At 66.0% G+C, this 18533-nt stretch carries 11 protein-coding genes; 9 read left to right on the top strand and 2 right to left on the bottom strand.

The genetic code is table 11. The features are described 5' to 3' along the window. A complete protein-coding gene (locus AC4D6D_RS21335) occupies positions 1 to 861 on the top strand; it encodes an SMP-30/gluconolactonase/LRE family protein (RefSeq protein WP_491327527.1) in 861 nt (286 codons plus the stop codon). Beyond that, on the top strand, positions 803 to 2359 hold the full coding sequence (locus AC4D6D_RS21340) for a sugar porter family MFS transporter (RefSeq protein ID WP_491327528.1): 1557 nt from the start codon (positions 803 to 805) through the stop codon (positions 2357 to 2359). Before AC4D6D_RS21335 ends, AC4D6D_RS21340 begins: the two co-directional genes overlap by 59 nt. Before the next feature lie 104 nt (positions 2360 to 2463). Here AC4D6D_RS21340 and AC4D6D_RS21345 read toward each other — a convergent pair whose 3' ends face one another. Then, positions 2464 to 3522 (bottom strand): LacI family DNA-binding transcriptional regulator, encoded by a 1059-nt coding sequence (locus AC4D6D_RS21345; protein ID WP_491327529.1) that lies wholly within the window; start codon positions 3520 to 3522, stop codon positions 2464 to 2466. A gap of 96 nt (positions 3523 to 3618) precedes the next feature. Beyond that, on the bottom strand, positions 3619 to 5715 hold the full coding sequence (locus tag AC4D6D_RS21350; RefSeq protein WP_491327530.1) for an alpha-glucuronidase family glycosyl hydrolase: 2097 nt from the start codon (positions 5713 to 5715) through the stop codon (positions 3619 to 3621). A gap of 243 nt (positions 5716 to 5958) precedes the next feature. Here AC4D6D_RS21350 and AC4D6D_RS21355 point away from each other — a divergent pair, with 243 nt between their 5' ends. From AC4D6D_RS21355 to AC4D6D_RS21385, 7 genes are all read left to right on the top strand, one after another. After that, a complete protein-coding gene (locus AC4D6D_RS21355) occupies positions 5959 to 8340 on the top strand; it encodes a glycoside hydrolase family 3 N-terminal domain-containing protein (protein ID WP_491327531.1) in 2382 nt (793 codons plus the stop codon). An 11-nt stretch (positions 8341 to 8351) separates the two neighbouring features. Further along, positions 8352 to 9563, top strand: a complete 1212-nt coding sequence (gene manD / locus AC4D6D_RS21360) for a D-mannonate dehydratase ManD (RefSeq protein ID WP_491327532.1) — start codon at positions 8352 to 8354, stop codon at positions 9561 to 9563. 26 nt (positions 9564 to 9589) lie between these two features. Next, positions 9590 to 10879, top strand: a complete 1290-nt coding sequence (locus AC4D6D_RS21365) for an MFS transporter (RefSeq protein WP_491328790.1) — start codon at positions 9590 to 9592, stop codon at positions 10877 to 10879. After that, positions 10876 to 12288: a glucuronate isomerase gene (gene uxaC, locus AC4D6D_RS21370; RefSeq protein WP_491327533.1), complete on the top strand. Its 1413-nt coding sequence runs from the start codon at positions 10876 to 10878 to the stop codon at positions 12286 to 12288. The genes AC4D6D_RS21365 and uxaC overlap by 4 nt, the downstream gene beginning before the upstream one ends. Beyond that, complete coding sequence (locus AC4D6D_RS21375; RefSeq protein WP_491327534.1) at positions 12285 to 13745, top strand: mannitol dehydrogenase family protein; 1461 nt, start codon at positions 12285 to 12287, stop codon at positions 13743 to 13745. The genes uxaC and AC4D6D_RS21375 overlap by 4 nt, the downstream gene beginning before the upstream one ends. Continuing rightward, positions 13742 to 15424, top strand: a complete 1683-nt coding sequence (locus AC4D6D_RS21380) for a GH35 family beta-galactosidase (RefSeq protein ID WP_491327535.1) — start codon at positions 13742 to 13744, stop codon at positions 15422 to 15424. The genes AC4D6D_RS21375 and AC4D6D_RS21380 overlap by 4 nt, the downstream gene beginning before the upstream one ends. Before the next feature lie 135 nt (positions 15425 to 15559). Next, on the top strand, positions 15560 to 18484 hold the full coding sequence (locus tag AC4D6D_RS21385) for a TonB-dependent receptor (protein ID WP_491327536.1): 2925 nt from the start codon (positions 15560 to 15562) through the stop codon (positions 18482 to 18484). The last annotated feature ends 49 nt before the right edge of the window (positions 18485 to 18533 follow it).

An 18533-nucleotide genomic window follows, 5' to 3' on the forward strand; every position in this document is an offset into this window, starting at 1 on the left:
ATGAAGCCGGAATCCGTCCTCTCCATCGGCGCCACGCTGGGCGAGGGGCCGGTCTGGACCGGCGACCGCCTGTGGTTCGTCGACATCAAGGAGCACCGGCTCTACCGGCACGATCCGGCGACGGGCATGCTCGACATGTGGCATGCGCCCGACCAGATCGGCTGGGCGCTGCCGACCGAGCGCGGCGACATGATCGCCGGGGTCAAGACCGGGCTGCATCGCTTCAGCCCGGAAACCGGCACCTTCTCGCTGCTGCACGACCCGGAGCCGACCCGTCCGGACAACCGGCTGAACGATGCCGCCACCGATCCTGCGGGCCGCATCTGGCTGGGCTCGATGCACGACGACGAGACCGAGGCTTCGGGCGCGCTTTACCGGCTCGACAAGGGGCATTGCACCCATGCCGGGCTGCCCGAAGTGGTCATCACCAATGGTCCCGCGATCAGCGCCGACGGGCGGACGCTCTGGCACACCGACACGCTGGGCAAGACGATCTGGCGCGTCGCCGCCGATGAGGACGGCACGCTCGGCAAGCCCGAGCTGTTCGTCACCATCGAGGACGGCGCGGGCTGGCCCGACGGCTGCGTGATCGATGCCGAGGGCTGCCTCTGGACCGGCCTGTTCGGCGGCTGGGGCGTGCGTCGCTACGACCCGGCGGGCAAGCTGATGGCAACCGTGAAGTTCCCGGTCGCCAATATCACGAAGATCGCTTTCGGCGGTCCGGACCTCGGCACGGCCTATGCCACCACGGCGCGCAAGGGGCTTTCCGCAGCGGAGCTGGAACAGCAACCGCTCGCGGGCGATGTTTTTGCTTTCGATCCGGGCGTTTCCGGCTTGCCGGTGTCCCCCGCCAACAGCTAAGTCCCGGCAACTGATTTCGGGCGCCAAAAATAATATCGCGCATCTCGATGAAGGGGAAAGAGGAATGACTGCGGCGCAGACTGGGCCAGCGATTGGTTCGGAAAGCCGGATCAACATGGCGTTCATCATCGCCATCGTGGCCGTCGCCACGATCGGCGGATTCATGTTCGGCTACGATTCCGGTGTTATCAACGGCACCCAGAAGGGGCTTGAGGCTGCCTTCGATCTCGGCAAGCTCGGCATCGGCTTCAATGTCGGTGCGATCCTGGTCGGCTCGTCGATCGGCGCCTTCGCTGCCGGTCGCATGGCCGACGTCATCGGCCGCCGCGGCGTGATGATGCTCTCTGCCGTGCTGTTCTTCGTCAGCGCGCTGGTGGCCGGCGCGGCCGGTTCCTCGGTCATCTTCATCCTTGCGCGCATCGTCGGCGGCCTTGGCGTCGGCGCGGCCAGCGTCATCTCGCCGGTCTATATCTCGGAAGTGACGCCCGCCGCCATTCGCGGCCGTCTGTCGAGCGTGCAGCAGGTGATGATCATCACCGGTCTGACCGGCGCCTTCGTCGCGAACTTCGTGCTCGCGCGCTTCGCCGGTGGCTCCACCGAAGCGCTGTGGCTCGACCTTCCGGCATGGCGCTGGATGTTCTGGCTCCAGTCGATCCCCGCCGCGATCTACTTCTTCGCGCTGCTCATCATCCCCGAAAGCCCGCGCTACCTGGTGGTCAAGGGGCAGGAACCACGCGCTCACGCCGTGCTGACCAAGCTGTTCGGCACCGAAGAGGCCGACCGCAAGGTCGCCGAAATCCGGGCGAGCCTCGCCGCCGATCACCACAAGCCGAAGCTCTCGGACCTGATCGACAAGGCCAGCGGCCGCATTCGCCCGATCGTCTGGGCGGGCATCGGCCTCGCTGTGTTCCAGCAGCTCGTCGGCATCAACGTGGTGTTCTACTACGGTGCAACTCTGTGGGAAGCGGTCGGCTTCTCGGAAGACTATGCGCTGCAGACCAATATCCTCTCCGGCGTTCTCTCGATCGGCGCCTGCCTCGCGACGATCGCGCTGGTGGACCGGATCGGCCGCAAGCCGCTGCTGCTGATCGGCTCGGCGGGCATGGCCGTAACTCTGGCGACCGTAGCCTATGCCTTTTCCACCGCCGTGACCGGCGCCGACGGCGCGGTCTCGCTGCCCGGCAACAACGGCGTGATCGCGCTGGTCGCCGCCAATCTCTACGTGATCTTCTTCAATATGAGCTGGGGCCCGATCATGTGGGTCATGCTCGGCGAGATGTTCCCCAACCAGATCCGCGGCTCCGGCCTCGCGGTTGCGGGCTTCGCGCAGTGGATCGCCAATGCGGCGGTCTCGGTGAGCTTCCCGGCGCTGGCCGTCAGCCCCGGCCTTGCCGTGACCTACACCGGTTATGCGTTCTTCGCGGCGGTCTCGTTCTTCTTCGTGCGTGCCATGGTCAACGAAACCAAGGGCCGCGAGCTGGAAGAAATGGAAGGTTGAAGCGATCGTGGGAGGCCTGCGGGTCTCCTGCATCGTCAAGTCGAACTAAAAACGCCCCTTGCGATCCGTCGCAAGGGGCGTTTTTCATGCCGCTGGAGCAAGCATCAGGCGGCGGGACCGGCGTCCGAATCCCGGCGGATCAGCTTGAATTCCGCGACGACGTGCGGATGCTGGCCTGCCGATGTTCCGGCATTGCGCGAGCGGATTTCGGCGATCAGCAGGCGTACGGCGCGGCGCGCCATATCGGTGGTGGGCTGGCGGATCGTCGTCAGTTCGGGCCAGACCGAGACGGCCAGCGCGGTATCGTCGTAGCCGCAGACCGTGAGCTGGCGCGGCACGTCCAGGCCCCGGCGGTGGGCCACGGTCACGGTGGCCGCCGCCATGTCGTCGTTGGAGGCGAAGATCGCGGTTGGCGGCACGGCGAGGTCAAGCAGTTGCGTCGCCGCTTCCAGCCCGGAGCGATAGGTGAAGTAGCCCTGCGCCACCAGCGCCGGGTCGAACGGCAGATGCAGCGCCGCAAGTGCCTCGCGGTAGCCGTCGAGTCGCTCGGCGCTGGCGGTCTGGTTGGGATGACCGGTGATGAAGCCGATCCGGCAATGACCGAGTGCGGCCAGGTGATGGGTCATCGTGAAAGCCGCCTCGCGGTCGTCGATGCTCACCGAGAGCGCCCATTCCGGCGCGCGGCCCGTGGCGACGGCGACCACCGGAACGTCGGCATGGCGCAGGGCTTCCAGCACGGCGGGAGAATCGCTGAGCGGCGGCGGCAGGATCACGCCGTCGATGCGGGTGCGCAGCAGCTTCTCCACCGCCTTGGCCTCGCCGCCTTCCTCGTTGCAGGGCTTGACCAGAAGCTGGGCATTCGCCGTGCTGGTTTCCTCCAGTGCGCCGACGAGGAATTCGCTGAGGTAGGCGAAACTCGGGTTCGAGTGAAGCAGGCCGATCCTGATGTCCTCGCCGCCTGCCAGAATACGCGCGGCGTTGCTGGGCGCGTAGTTCAGTTCCGCGATGGCGGCTTCCACCTTGCGGCGGGTCTCCTCGCGGACATTAGCGCCCTTGTTGATGACACGGCTGACCGTCATCGGCGAGACACCGGCCAGACGCGCGACGTCGTCGATCTTGGCGCTGGCGCGCTGCTTGCGCGGAACTCTGGTCTGGCTGCTCATCTCGTCCCCCAATGGAGTCCCGGCGCTCGCACGGAGCGCCGGGGAATATACGCTAACACCACAATTTCAGGTGATAGCGCAACCATCGAACGCTGATCAGTGCGGATGTCCGGGGGCAAGCGGGAAGTCCTGGGCCTTGTACCAGGCCAGATCATGCTCGGGCGCGGCTACGCCCACGGGCAAAGGCAGGCCGTTGACCGACATCCAGTAGGCCAGGCTGGCATCACGCCACCACTTGGCTTCGTTGTGCTGGATCTGGAGGTAGCTGGCAGTCTTCTGCCAGCGCTCGGCATCGACGAGGCTTTTCACGCCCTGCCATTCCGCCTGCATCTGCGCGACTGTGGCCACGCCGCGGTCGTAATGCGCGACCATGTCCTGCCAGAGCGTATGGCCGGATTTCATCTTCCAGTCCCACGGCAGGTGATGGAACCACAACAGTTCGCTTTCCGGCGTCGTGCGCGGATCGGCCAGCATCTTCGCGACGGCGGGTTCGTATTGGGCGACGGCGTTGCTGCCGGTCTTCGTGCGGTCGAAGCCGATGCCGTTCCGGTCCGCCTTGTGGTAGTAGACCGGGTTCCATTCCGGACGGGCGAGATCGCTGATCCACGGACCGGGGCCGTAATGGTGGCCGGTGCCCATGAGATGGGCGAGCCCGAACGGCCCGGTATAATCGACCACCGCCTCGCGAGAGGCCATCATCATCTTCACTGCCGTATCGGTTACGCGCGGATCGTTGCCGAAGGTCTGCTGCGCCCATTCGCGGGCGATGACATCAGCCGAGAGCGTCGGATCCCAGGCGAGGCGGCCGAAGGCATACCAGTTGGCCTGATTGAAAGTCGAACCCGACCAATCCCGGTCGCGCCCGACATTGGCGACACCGGCAATGCCGCTGAGCTTATGGCCGTAGAGCGAGCCGTCCACCACTTTGGCCACCGTCGATCCCTTGCCCTTGGCGCGGGTGTCGGCCTCCAGCACTTCCTCGAACATGGTGCCGAGATAGGCGAGGTGGGTGGCGAAGCCGAGGTATTCCTTGGTGATCTGGAGTTCCAGCATCATCGGCGTCTTCGGCATGGCGCCGAACAGCGGATGGAACGGCTCGCGCGGCTGGAAGTCGATGGCGCCGTTCTTGACCTGCACCAGCACGTTGTCGGCGAACTTGCCGTCGAGCGGCTTGAACTCGGTATAGGCCTGCTTGGCGCGGTCGTCCGGATCGGTCTCGGCATAGACGAAGGCGCGCCACATGACGATGCCGTTATGCGGCGCGACGGCGGCGGCCAGCATGTTGGCGCCTTCCGCATGACTGCGGTGATAGTCGCGCGGGCCGGGCTGGCCTTCGCTGTTGGCCTTGACCAGGAAACCGCCGAAATCGGGAATTTCGCGGTAGATCTCGTCGCTCTTGGCCTTCCACCATGCCGCTACCTCGGGGTCGAGCGGGTCGGCGCTCTTGAGGTGGCCGATCTCGATCGGGGCTGAGAAGCGGGCGGAGAGATAGACCTTGATGCCCCAGGGGCGGAACACTTCGGCCAGCGCCTTGGCCTTGGCGATATAGGGCGCGGTCAGGCTTTCGGGCTTGGCGTTGACGTTGTTGAGGACGATCCCGTTGATGCCCAGCGCGGCGTTGGCGCGGGCATAGTCCGTGTAGCGCGGGTCCTTGAAGTCCGGCAGGGTCCACCAGTCCCACAAGGACTGTCCCGCGTAGCCGCGCTCCACCGAGCCGTCGAGATTGTCCCAGTGGTTGAGCACGCGCAGGCCGATCTTCGGGGTGGACTGGATGTCTATCGATGCCAGATCGGCGCCGGTCTTCTGCGCGCGGATCAGCGCGAAGGCGCCGTAGAGCACGGCGCGGTCGGTCTTGCCGGTGACGATCAGCGTCCTGCGGCCATCGAGCGTGGCGGCGCGCACCAGATAGCCTTCCTCGCCCAGCGCGGTGGTGGGCAGGCGGAGTGCGGCGATAGCCGTATCGCCCGACTTGGCCAGAACCACCGGAAGCGGCGAGGCGGCGAGATCGCGGCGCAACTCATCGGCGGCGCGATCCAGCGTTTCGGACTGGCCGATCACGCGGATTTCGCTGGCGGAAGGGCTGCTCGCAGGAGCCAGCCAGAGGTCGTAGCCATCGTTGGCAAGGGCCGGTGCGGTCGCGAATCCCAGGGCCGTTACGCATACGCCGATCGTCAGAAGCCGCTTCTTCATCATCCTCCCCTGTGTCCCATAATGACGGCCGGTGGCCGAAGGCAATTAGCGCGTCGATGCCATTGACAAGCTCGTTTGTTGTCGCGCATGATACCGCTAACACACATAGTTCGAGGCAGGCAACATACTTTGCCGCCCGATCGGGAAATGGGCCGAACAACGGCCGGGGATGCAGGGGAGGAAGATGATTTTTCCGGTTTGTCTGTCGCTTGCGGGATCGCGCCTTTCATCCTTGGCGGTGCGCGCATGATCGCCGCCTCCGTCAAGCGCCGCGAACTGCTGCGCTGGGGCGCTGGCGCCTCGATGCTGGCCTTCCTGCCGGTCTCCGCGCGCGCCGCGACGCCGCTCTACAAGGACCCCAAGGTTCCGGTGGACTTGCGCGTGAAGGATCTGATGGCGCGCATGACGCTGGACGAGAAAGTGGCCCAGCTCGTCACGCTCTCTACCCGCAAGCGCGAGATCATGGACGATTCGCAGGCCTTCGATCCGGTCCGCGCCAGCAAGGCCCATCCCGAAGGCATCGGCCAGATTGCCCGCCCCTCCGACCGCGGCGGCGCGGCCACGGCCAACAACACCGGCACCGAAGTCACCGGCCGCTGGCGCAAGCCCGCCGAGACGATCGCTTTCGTCAACGCCGCGCAGAAGTGGGCGCGCGAGCAGACCCGTCTTGGCATTCCGGTGCTGTTCCATGAGGAATCGCTCCACGGCTACATGGCGCCCGAGGCGACCAGCTTCCCGCAGGCCATCGCCATGGCGGGGAGCTTCGACACCGATCTGGTGGAGCGCGTGCAGTCGGTGATCGGCCGCGAAGTCCGTGCCCATGGCTCCACCCTGGCACTTTCGCCGGTAGTGGACATCGCCCGCGACCCGCGCTGGGGCCGTATCGAGGAAACCTTCGGCGAAGACCCCTATCTCTGTGGAGAAATGGGCGTCGCCGCCGTGCGCGGGCTTCAGGGACCGGGCAAGGAACTGGGCGAGGGCAAGGTCTTCGCCACGCTCAAGCACATGACCGGGCACGGCCAGCCGGAGGCGGGCAACAATGTCGCCCCGGCCCCGCTCGGCAAGCGCGAGCTTTACGATTCGTTCTTCCCGCCGTTCCGCGAAGTGGTGCGCCGCACCGGCATCGCCGCCGTCATGCCGTCCTACAACGAGATCGACGGCATCCCCAGCCACGCCAACCGCTGGTTGCTGAACGACGTGCTGCGCGGCGAATGGGGCTTCGACGGCGCCGTGGTCAGCGACTATGCGGCGATCGGCGAACTGGCGAGCTTCCACCACCTTGCCGGTGATATCGAGGGCGCGGCGCGCCTCGCCCTGCATGCGGGCGTCGATTGCGACCTGCCGGACGGCGAGGCCTATCGCACGCTGGCCGATCAGGTGCGCAAGGGTCTGGTGCCGCTGTCGGCGGTCGATGCTGCCTGCCGCCACATGCTGACGCTGAAGTTCCGCGGCGGCATGTTCGAGGCGGGGCCGGTCGATCCCAAGGCCTCTGCGAAGCTCACCGCCAATGCCGAAGCTCGCGCGCTGGCACTGGAAGCGGCGCGCAAGTCGATCTGCCTGCTCAAGAACAGCGGCGTCCTGCCGCTGACGACGGGCGCGCAGAAGCGCATCGCGGTGATCGGGCCGAACGCCAATGTCACCCGTCTCGGCGGCTATTCGTCCGAGCCGCGTTCGAGCGTGAACCTCGTCGAAGGTATCAAGACGCGCGTCGCGGGCAAGGCCAAAGTCATCTTCGCGCAGGGCGTGTTCATCACCCAGAGCGAGGATCGCTCGGCCAATGAAGTCCTGCTGGCAGATCCCGCGAAGAATCGCGCGCTGATCGCGGAGGCGGTCGAGGTCGCCAAGGGCAGCGACGTGATCGTGCTCGCCATCGGCGATACCGAGCAGACCAGCCGCGAAGGCTACGCCAGGAACCACCTCGGCGACCGCACGGACCTCGACCTCGTGGGCGAGCAGAACGAACTGTTCCGCGCGCTCAAGGCCACCGGCAAGCCGGTGATCGTCGTCGCGCTCAACGGCCGCCCGCCCTCTTGGCCGACCGTGGCCGAGCAGGCCGATGCGATCCTCGAATGCTGGTATCTCGGGCAGGAAGGCGGCACCGCCATGGCCGAGGCACTGTTCGGAGACGTCAATCCGGGCGCTAAGCTGCCGGTCACCGTGGTCAAGGACGTCGGGCAGGTGCCCTTCTTCTACAACCACAAGCCTTCGGCCAAGCGCGGCTATCTCTTCACCGAAACCGCGCCGCTCTATCCGTTCGGTTTCGGGCTCAGCTACACCACGTTCCGCATCGGCGAGCCCAGCCTTTCAGCGACGCGCATCGGCACGGCGGGTACCGTCTCCGTTTCTGTCGATGTGATCAATACCGGACAGCGCGCGGGCGATGAAGTGGTGCAGCTCTACGTCCACGACCAGGCCGCATCCGTCACCCGCCCGGTCATGGAACTGCGCGGTTTCCGCCGCGTGACATTGAAGCCCGGCGAGACGCGCCGGATCGAGTTTACCCTTGGTCCCGACGATTTCAGCCTCTGGAACGAGGCCATGCGCGAAGTCGTCGAACCGGGCCTGTTCGACATCATGGTCGGCGCCAGCAGCGCCGATCTCAAGACCACAACCCTCGAAATTGCCTGAGGATTCCTGCAATGCCCAAGATTGTCGATGCCAAAGTCATCATCACCTCGCCGGGACGCAATTTCGTCACGCTCAAGATCACTTGCGACGACGGCACCACCGGCGTCGGGGACGCCACGCTCAACGGCCGCGAGCTGTCGGTTGCCAGCTACCTGACCGACCACGTGATCCCCTGCCTGATCGGCCGCGACGCGCACCGGATCGAGGACGTCTGGCAGTACCTCTACAAGGGCGCCTACTGGCGCCGCGGCCCGGTGACGATGACCGCGATCGCCGCCGTCGACATGGCGCTGTGGGACATCAAGGGCAAGATCGCCGGTCTGCCGGTGTATCAGCTGCTCGGCGGTGCGAGCCGTGAGGGCGTGATGGTCTATGGCCATGCCAACGGCACGACGATCGAGGACACCATCAACGTTGCGCTCGATTACCAGGCGCAGGGCTACAAGGCGATCCGCCTCCAGTGCGGCGTGCCCGGTATGGCCTCGACTTACGGCGTCTCCAAGGACAAGTACTTCTACGAGCCCGCCGACGCCGACCTGCCCACCGAGAACGTCTGGAACACCGCGAAGTACCTGCGGGTGGTGCCCGAACTGTTCAAGGCCGCGCGCGAGGCGCTGGGCTGGGACGTGCACCTGCTGCACGACATCCATCACCGCCTCACCCCGATCGAGGCGGGCCGTCTCGGCAAGGATCTCGAGCCCTACCGCCCGTTCTGGCTGGAAGACGCGACCCCTGCCGAAAACCAGGAAGCGTTCAAGCTGATCCGCCAGCACACCACCGCGCCGCTGGCCGTGGGCGAGATCTTCAACTCGATCTGGGACTGCAAGGACCTGATCCAGAACCAACTGATCGACTATATCCGCGCCACCGTGGTCCACGCGGGCGGCATCACCCACTTGCGCCGCATTGCCGCGCTGGCCGATCTCTACCAGATCCGTACCGGCTGCCACGGCGCCACCGACCTCTCGCCGGTCTGCATGGCCGCCGCGCTGCACTTCGACCTCTCGGTGCCGAACTTCGGCGTGCAGGAATACATGCGCCACACGCCCGAGACCGACGCGGTCTTCCCCCATGCCTACACGTTCGAGAACGGCATGATGCATCCCGGCGACGCGCCGGGGCTGGGCGTGGACATCGATGAGGAACTGGCCGCCGGCTACGAATACAGCCGCGCCTTCCTGCCGGTGAACCGCCTCGAAGACGGCACGATGTACAACTGGTGAGCGTGGTGCACGGCGTGACGCCTTCCATGGAAACCGCGACCGGCCCGAGGAAACCCTCGGGCCGGATCCGCTGGATCGTCTGCGCGCTGCTCTTTGCGGCGGTGGTCCTGAGCTATGTGGACCGGCTGGTCCTGCCCACGCTCAAGCCCGAGCTTCAGGCGCGCTACGGCTGGAGCGAGAGCGGCTATGCCGACCTCGCGATCTGGTTCCAGGCGGGCTACGGCATTGCCTATGTGTTCTTCGGCCGCCTGATCGACCGGCTCGGCGCGCGCGCGGGCTATGCGCTGGCAGTGACGCTCTGGACCGTGGGCCACATGGCGCATGCGCTGTTCACCTCCACCAGCGGCATGCTGCTCGCCCGCATTCCGCTGGCCATCGGCGAGGCGGGGACGTTCCCTGCCGCCATCGCCGCCACCAACGAATGGTTCCCCAAGCGCGAGCGCGCCTTCGCCATCGGCATCTTCAACGCCGGTTCCAACGTCGGCGCGATCCTGACGCCGCTGGTGGTGCCGGTGATCGCCCTGACGCTCGGCTGGCGCTGGGCCTTCATCCTCACCGGCCTGCTGACGGTCCTCTGGCTGGCGGCCTGGCTCGGCTTCTATCGCCGCCCGCGCGAGAAGAAGAGCCTCAGCGCGGAGGAACTGGCCTGGATCGAAGCCGATCCAGTGGAGAAACCGCGCCCGGTCAAGTGGCGCGCGCTGTTCGGCTATCGCCAGACCTGGGCCTATATGCTGGGCCGCTTCCTGATCGACCCGGTCTGGTGGACCTTCCTGTTCTGGTTGCCGGATTTCTTCAACAAGCAGTTCGGCGTGAAGATGCTGGACTTCGGCCCGCCGCTGATCGCCGTCTACCTGCTGGCGGACGTCGGGTCGGTGCTGGGCGGCTGGGCTTCCTCGCGCTTCATCGGCAGGGGCTGGAGCGTCAACCGCTCGCGCAAGACGGCGATGTTCCTCGCCGCGCTCTGCGCCGTGCCGATCGCCATGGCGCCGCACGCGCCGGGCCTCTGGACGGCGGTTGCGCTGGTGGGTCTTGCCTGCGCCGGCCATCAGGGCTTTTCCGCGAATCTCTACGCGCTGCCGGGTGACACGATGCCGCGCTGGATGACCGGATCTGTCGTCGGTCTCGGCGGCCTTGCTGGTGCCGTCGGCGGCATGCTCATGGCCAAGTTCGCCGGTGCCATCCTCGAAAGCGTGGGCAGTTACGAGCCGATCTTCGTGGTCGCCTCCTGCGCCTATCTCGTGGCGCTCGCCGTCATTCACCTTATCCTTCCCCGTTACCAGATCGCCGATCCGGACGCTGAGAAAGTCACAGCATGACCCGCCCTCTCGCTCTCCATCCCGACCGCCTGTTTCCCGCCGATCCCGGCACCCGCGCCATCGCCCGCGCGCTCTACGAGCGCGTGAAGGACCTGCCGATCGTCAGCCCGCACGGCCACACCGATCCGGTGTGGTTCGCCTATGACGAGCCGTTCCCCAACCCCGCCTCGCTGTTGATCGTGCCGGACCACTACGTGTTCCGCATGCTCTATTCGCAGGGCGTGCCGCTGGAATCGCTGGGCGTGCCGAGCGTCGACGGCAGCCCGGTGGAGCAGGACCCGCGCAAGATCTGGAACCTTTTCGCGCAGCACTACCACCTGTTCCGGGGCACGCCCTCGCGCATGTGGCTGGACTGGGTCTTTGCCGAAGTCTTCGGCCTCGACGTGCTGCTCGACGAGACCACGGCGGACCATTACTACGAAGTGATCGACGCCGCGCTCAAGACTCCGGCCTTCCGCCCCCGCGCGCTGTTCGAGCGCTTCGGTATCGAGGCGATCGCCACCACCGAAGGCCCGCTCGACCCGCTCGCCCATCACCGTGCGATCCGGGAAAGCGGCTGGAGCGGCCGCGTCGTCACCGCCTATCGCCCCGATCCGGTCGTCGATCCCGAAACGCCGGGCTTCGCCGGAAAAGTCGCGAAGTTCGGCGAGATGGCGGGCGAGGATGTCTCGACGTATGCGGGCTACCTCGCCGCGCACCGCTTCCACCGCGCCCGTTTCCGCGAGGCCGGGGCGACCTCGACCGACCACGGCCACCCCAGCTCCCTGACCGCCGACCTTTCGCCGGAGGATTGCGAGGCGCTCTACCAGCGCGTGCTGGCGGGGGCGAGCAAGGAAGATGCCGAACTGTTCCGCGCCCAGATCCTGACCGAAATGGCGGGGATGAGCGTGGAGGACGGCATGGTCATGCAGCTTCACCCCGCCGTCCATCGCAGCCACAACCAGGCCGTGCTCGATCGCTTCGGGCGCGACAAGGGCGGCGACATTCCGATGGCGGGCGAGTTCGTGCAGGCGCTGAAGCCGCTGCTCGACCGCTACGGCAACGACCCGCGCCTGACCTTGATCCTCTTCACGCTCGACGAGGATGTCTACTCGCGCGAACTGGCGCCGCTGGCTGGGCACTATCCCTCGTTGCGGCTCGGTCCGCCGTGGTGGTTCCACGATTCCCCCGAAGGTATGCGCCGCTTCCGCGAACGCGCGACCGAGACCGGCGGCTTCTACAACACCGTCGGCTTCAACGACGATACCCGCGCTTTCCTCTCGATCCCGGCGCGGCATGACGTGGCCCGCCGCATGGACTGCGCCTGGCTGGCGCAGCTCGTCGCCGAACACCGCCTGCCAGAGGACGAGGCCCACGAAGTGGCGCGCGCGCTCGCCTACGATCTCGTCAAGGCGGCGTACAAGCTGTGAGGCTTTCGAACGAGACCCTCGGCCAGGTTCCGGCTGCCGTCGCTCGCCCCGCCTATGACCGCGCGGCGGTCAAGGCGGGCGTCGTCCACTTCGGCATCGGCGCCTTCCACCGTGCCCATCAGGCTGCCATTTTCGAGGCGGCGCTGGCGTCCGGCGACTTGCGCTGGGGCGTGATCGGCGTCTCGCTGCGCTCGGCCTCGGTGCGGGATCAGATGAACCCGCAGGACGGGCTTTACACCCTGCTCGTGCGCGAAGGCGACGAGCAGACACCGCAGATCATGGGCGCGGTGCAGCGGGTGCTGGTCGCGCCGGAAGACCCGGAAGCGGTGATCGCCGCGCTGGCCTCGCCCGATACGCACCTCGTCACCCTGACCGTCACCGAGAAGGGCTATTGCCTCGATCGCAAGACCGGCAAGCTCATGGCCGACGATGCGGATGTCGCGGCCGATCTCGCCGGGCTGGAGCGTCCGCGCACGGCGGCGGGCTTCCTCGTCGCCGCGCTCGCGCGTCGGCGCACGCAGGGGCTGGCGCCGCTCTCGATCCTCTCCTGCGACAACCTGCCGCACAACGGCGCCTTGCTGAAGGGCGCCGTGCTCGCCATGGCCGAGGCGCATGATCCCGTGTTGGCCGCCTGGATCCCGGAAAACTGCACGTTTCCCGCCACCATGATCGACCGCATCGTTCCCGCCACCACCGACGAGGACATCGCCGGTCTCACCGCGCTGATCGGTCTTGAGGACAGGGCCATGGTCAAGGCCGAACCCTTCCTGCAATGGGTGATCGAAGACAGTTTCGCGGGCGAGCGGCCCGACTTTGCAGCTTACGGCGTCCAGCTGACCGATGCCGTCGCCCCGTGGGAGGAAGCCAAGCTGCGCCTGCTCAACGGCGCGCATTCGGGCATCGCCTATCTCGGCGGTCTGGCCGGAGACCAGTTTGTCCACGAGTTCGTCGGTATTGCGCAGGGCCTGCTCTTCGTCGAGCGGCTGTGGGACGAAGTCGTGCCCACGCTGGACCCGCCCGCCGGGCTCGACATCCCCGCCTATCGCCGCGAACTGATGGCCCGCTTCGCCAACAGCGCGCTCCAGCACCGTACGCGCCAGATCGCCATGGACGGTTCGCAAAAGCTGCCGCAGCGCCTGCTCGCTCCGCTCGACGCGGTGCGCGGGCAGGGCGGCTCCTTCAATGCCATCGCGCTTGCCGTCGCGGCGTGGGTGCGCTGGCAGGCGGGAACGACCGATGCCGGTGAGACATTCACCGTCGACGATCCCGCCGCCGCCGCGTTGGCCGATGCCCTGCGCGATGCCGAAAGCCCGCGCGCGCGCGTGGTCGCAGCGCTGGGCGTCCTCGGCTACACCCCCGATACGGCCGTGCTCGATGCGGTGACCGCGCATCTGAGCCGTCTCGAAGAGACCGGTGCCCGCGCCGTGATCGCTGCCTTCCTGGGAGAGAACGCATGACTTTCCGCACTGCCCTCATGGCAGTCTCGGCCCTTTCCGCCAGCCTGTGTCTTGCCGCCCCCGCGCTCGCCGACGCACCGCGCCTGGAGGTCAAGGGCGATACGCAGCAGCTGATCGTGAACGGCAAGCCCATGCTGATGATCGCCGGCGAACTCAGCAATTCCGCCTCCTCCAGCGCGACGTACATGGAGCCGCACTGGAAGCGGCTGAAGGACATGAACCTAAACACCGTGCTGACGCCGGTGTCGTGGGAACTGATCGAGCCTGTCGAAGGCACGTTCGACTGGTCCTCGGTGGACTCGCAGCTCAAGGCCGCGCGGGCGAACGATCTCAAGCTGGTGATCCTGTGGTTCGGCGCCTGGAAGAACTCCATGTCCACTTACGTGCCCGCCTGGGTGAAGCGCGATCAGCAGCGCTTCCCGCGCGCGGCGCTGCCCAACGGACAGAGCGTGGAAATCCTCTCCACCTTCGGCACCGAAACGCTCAAGGCCGACGAACGCGCTTATGCCGCGCTTCTCGCGCATCTGAAGGCGGTGGATTCCAAGGGCAACACCGTCGTCATGGTGCAGGTGGAGAACGAGATCGGCATGCTGCCGGTCGCGCGCGACTACAGCGCCGCCGCCAATGCCGCCTATCGCGAGCCCGTCCCGACCGAACTGGTGAACTACCTCGTTGCCCACAAGGACACACTGGTTCCGGGCATGCGCAGGATGTGGCTCGATCGCGGTGCGCGGACCAGCGGTTCGTGGGAGGACCTGTTCGGTGGCGGCGACGCTTCCGCGGAAGTCTTCGCCGCCTGGCACTATGCCCGCTTTGCCGACCGGCTCGCGGCGGCGGGCAAGGCGGCCTATCCGCTGCCGATGTATGTCAACGTGGCGCTCAACCGTCCCGGCCGCATCCCCGGCGAGTATCCCAGCGGCGGCCCGCTGCCGCATCTGCTCGACGTCTGGAAGGCGGGCGGCCCGCACCTCGATTTCCTGGCGCCCGACATCTACTTCCCGAACTTCGTGGACATCGTGAACGGCTACAAGCGGCCGGACAACGTGCTGTTCATTCCCGAGGCGCATAACGCCAACAACCCGACCGCGCCTGCCAACGCCTTCTATGCCATCGGCCAGCTCGACGCGATCGGTTTCGGCCCGTTCTCGATCGATTCGGTGGACGAGGAACCCGGTGCGCTCAAGGATGCCTACGGCGTGCTCCAGCAGCTCAGACCCTATATCCTCGACGCACAGGGTACGGACCGGATGGCCGGCTTCAAGCCGCGCCAGCTCTATGACGAGACGCTCGTCTACGAGCCTGAAGTGCGCGACGTTGGCCCCTATCGCTTCACCATCGCCTATGCCGATATCCAGAAGCCGGTGGCCAACCCCGGAGCTGACGCCTCGCAGCCGGGCACGACGGCGGCGATCGCGGCGGCGGGCGGCATGATTATCCAGATCGGTCCGGAGGAGTACCTCATCGCCGGGCAGGGGATCACCGTGACCTTCAAGCCCAAGACGGATGCGGTCGCTGCTCTGGCCGGGATCGATTCGGCGTTTGAGGGCAAATTCGACCAGACTGGCAAGTGGGTGCCCGGCAGGTTGCTCAACGGAGACCAGACTCATCAGGGCCGGCATATCCGGCTGGAAGCCGGAAAATGGCAGATCCAGCGGGTAAAGCTCTATGGCTACAGATAAAAGATACCGCTAACATAACTGTTGACGCGCCACTGCACCGGGAATATGTAAGGAACAATGATAGCGCTACCAGCAGTGGCGCAAGCCGCGATCCGCCATGAGGTGGACGCACCGTTACATGGGAGGGGATATCCAATGCGATCCAACCTTATTTCCGTTCGAGCCGTTCTCCTGAGTGCCGCCGCGCTCCAGGGCTTCGTCGTTCCCGCCGCCTATGCGCAGGACACCGCTCCGGCTACCACGGCGACCGACGAAGCCGCACCTGCGCCGCAGGACGAGCCGACGACCGAGGACATCATCGTCACCGGCATCCGAGCCTCGCTGGCCAGCGCCACCAACGCCAAGCGCGAAGCAGTGACGTTCGGCGACTCCATTTTCGCCGAGGACATCGGCAAGCTGCCCGCCACCAACCTTGCCGAAACCTTGAACCGCATGCCCGGCGTGCGCCTCAACCGCGACATCAACGGCGAAGGTACCCAGGTTGCCATTCGCGGCCTTGGCCCCAGCTTTACCCGTGTCCTGCTGAACGGCTCGCAGCTTCAGGTGGCGTCGGACGGCGGCACCAACGGCGGCAGCGCCAACCGCGAAGTCGATCTCGACTTCTTCCCTTCGGAACTCTTCACCCGCCTCGACCTCGCCAAGAGCCCGACCCCTTCGACTCTCGAAGGCGGCATCGCCGGCACGGTCAATCTGCGTAACGCGCGTCCCTTCGACAAGGAAGGCACGCATGTCACTGCCGTGGCGCAGGGCCAGTACACCGACAGCAACGGCAAGGTCAGCCCGCGCGGCGCGCTCGTTGCCAGCCATACGACCGATACTTTCGGCATCCTTGTCGGCGTCGCAGGTGTGAAGACCAAGACCCGCGTCGACGGCTTCGAGACCGTGGGCTGGGGCGACGGCAACCTGTCCTGCGGCACCGGCTGCACCGATCCGGGCAACAACAACTGGAACTGGGCTTCGGTGGTTCCGGCGAATGCCGGTCACGGCCTCGTCGCCGGTCAGCCGGTCGATGTCGTCGCCACATCGGGCCTGACGCGCAGCCAGCTCAGCACGGCGCTGCTGCCGCGCCTCGGCCGCAACAGCCTGACCAGCGGCGACCGCTCGCGCATCTCGGCGCTGGCCTCGCTCGAATGGCGCCCCAGCGACGAGCTGCACTTCGCTCTCGATGGCATCTGGGCCAAGTCCAAGCGTGACTACAACAAGGTCAACATGAACTGGCAGGTCCGCAACTCGGGTCCGGGCACCGGCGCTCAGGCGACCGGCGGCATGGTTCCGATCGGTCTTACCGTGGACGAAAACAACGTCGTCACCAGCGGCACGTTCGCGAACTCCTCGTTCTTCCTCGAAGCGAGCCAGTTCAAGCAGACCACCAAGTTCTGGAACATCAACCCGAGCGTGACCTGGCAGCCTTCCGATACCGTGAAGGTCGAGGCGAGCGCCAACTGGTCGAAGAGCAAGTTCTTCCGCGAACAGCCGACGTTTGCGTTCCAGACCGCGCCGAACTCGGGCGTCGATGTCTATTACGACAACACTGGCGCTTCGAACCGCCCACTTATTACCACGAACGTCGATCTCAACGATCCGAACCTCGGCTGGCAGTGGTATCGCCAGAACATCCAACTCGTGCGCCGCAGCACCGAGACCAAGGGCGCGCATCTCGATACCACGATCGGTGACGATCAGTTCAGCATCAAGGTCGGTGGCGCCTACGACCGCGCCCAGCGTTCGATCCGTGCCTATGACAACTCCATCGCCTACCAGCAGTCGGTCTGCGGCACCGGTTGCACCGGCGCCACCGGCTCGGTTCCGACGACGGCCATCGCGCAGTACCTGAAGCAGTTCCCGGTCAACAACTTCGGCCACCTCGCCAGCGGTAGCGTCGGCTACAACGCCTTCGTGGTGCCGGACTTCGACGCGCTGAAGGCCGCCACCAACTATGCCAGCTACCGCGACAGTGCGCCGGAAGCACGCGGTGCGGTGACCGGCGGTGCGACCGGTGACATGGACGAGACGGTCTGGGGCGCTTACTTCGAACTCAATGGTGTAACCCAGTTGTTCGGCCGCGATCTCCATGTGAATGCGGGCATGCGCTATGCCCACACCCGTCAGGTCGTTATCGGTCCGAGCCAGGTCGGCTCCACCATCGTCGACATCACCGCCAAGTCGAACTACGACAACTTCCTGCCCTCCATCAACCTGACCTACGACCTTCTGGACAACGTCAAGCTGCGCGCTTCGGCATCGCGGACCATGACCCGTCCGGATGCGGGCCAGATCCTGCCGGGCATCACCTTCTCCGACCCCTCGGCGCTAGTGGCGACTGCGGGTAACCCGGACCTGACGCCCTATACCTCGGACAACTACGATATTGGCGGTGAAATCTACACCGGCGGTATCGGTTATGTCGGTCTCTCGGCCTTCGTGAAGAACATCCAGGGCTTCACCGAAACGCAGGTGACCAGCGCCAGCTTCGGTTCGCTGAACATTCCGTTCGACAGCCTGCTCTCGACCCAGCAGGATGCCCTGCGCAACCGCGCTGCGGCATCCGGCCTCGCGATCAGCGACCTGCCGATCACGGTGAACCGTCCGGTCAACCTGTCCGACCTCAGGATCAAGGGCATCGAGGCGACCTGGGTCCAGCCGCTCGACTTCCTCGTCAAGGGTCTCGGCTTCTCGGCCAACGGCACCTATCTGGACCAGTCGTCGTCTTCGGGTCTCGTCGCCACCGGCGTCTCGAAGTACTCGTACAACCTTCAGGGTTTCTACGAGAACCACGGTTTGTCGGTCAGCCTGAACTACGTCTGGAACGACAAGTCGATTGCGGTGAACGGTCCGCAGAACAATATCCCGGGTGCGGCGTTGCGTTCCGACGCCCGCGGCCAGCTCGACCTTTCGGCCGGTTACCAGCTGCCGTTCCTCGACAACGGCGTGCGCCTGACGCTCGACGTGCTGAACATCACCAATGAGCCGCTCCGCACCACCTTCGAATATTCGAACGCGGCCTATTCGGTCTACTATCCGGGCCGTCAGGTGCTGGTGGGCCTGCGCGCCAACTTCTGATTGTTCTTGCAGGGAACTCCTCCTCCCTGAAAACTGCGAGCCGGCGACC

This window comes from Novosphingobium sp. BF6, from assembly GCF_058273105.1.

Bases quoted from the DNA above. Each gene is read 5' to 3' on its own strand.
- AC4D6D_RS21335 (WP_491327527.1), top strand. From the start codon at position 1: ATGAAGCCGGAATCCGTCCTCTCCATCGGCGCCACGCTGGGCGAGGGG.
- AC4D6D_RS21340 (WP_491327528.1), top strand. From the start codon at position 803: ATGTTTTTGCTTTCGATCCGGGCGTTTCCGGCTTGCCGGTGTCCCCCG.
- AC4D6D_RS21345 (WP_491327529.1), bottom strand. From the start codon at position 3,522: ATGAGCAGCCAGACCAGAGTTCCGCGCAAGCAGCGCGCCAGCGCCAAG.
- AC4D6D_RS21350 (WP_491327530.1), bottom strand. From the start codon at position 5,715: ATGATGAAGAAGCGGCTTCTGACGATCGGCGTATGCGTAACGGCCCTG.
- AC4D6D_RS21355 (WP_491327531.1), top strand. From the start codon at position 5,959: ATGATCGCCGCCTCCGTCAAGCGCCGCGAACTGCTGCGCTGGGGCGCT.
- manD (WP_491327532.1), top strand. From the start codon at position 8,352: ATGCCCAAGATTGTCGATGCCAAAGTCATCATCACCTCGCCGGGACGC.
- AC4D6D_RS21365 (WP_491328790.1), top strand. From the start codon at position 9,590: ATGGAAACCGCGACCGGCCCGAGGAAACCCTCGGGCCGGATCCGCTGG.
- uxaC (WP_491327533.1), top strand. From the start codon at position 10,876: ATGACCCGCCCTCTCGCTCTCCATCCCGACCGCCTGTTTCCCGCCGAT.
- AC4D6D_RS21380 (WP_491327535.1), top strand. From the start codon at position 13,742: ATGACTTTCCGCACTGCCCTCATGGCAGTCTCGGCCCTTTCCGCCAGC.
- AC4D6D_RS21385 (WP_491327536.1), top strand. From the start codon at position 15,560: ATGCGATCCAACCTTATTTCCGTTCGAGCCGTTCTCCTGAGTGCCGCC.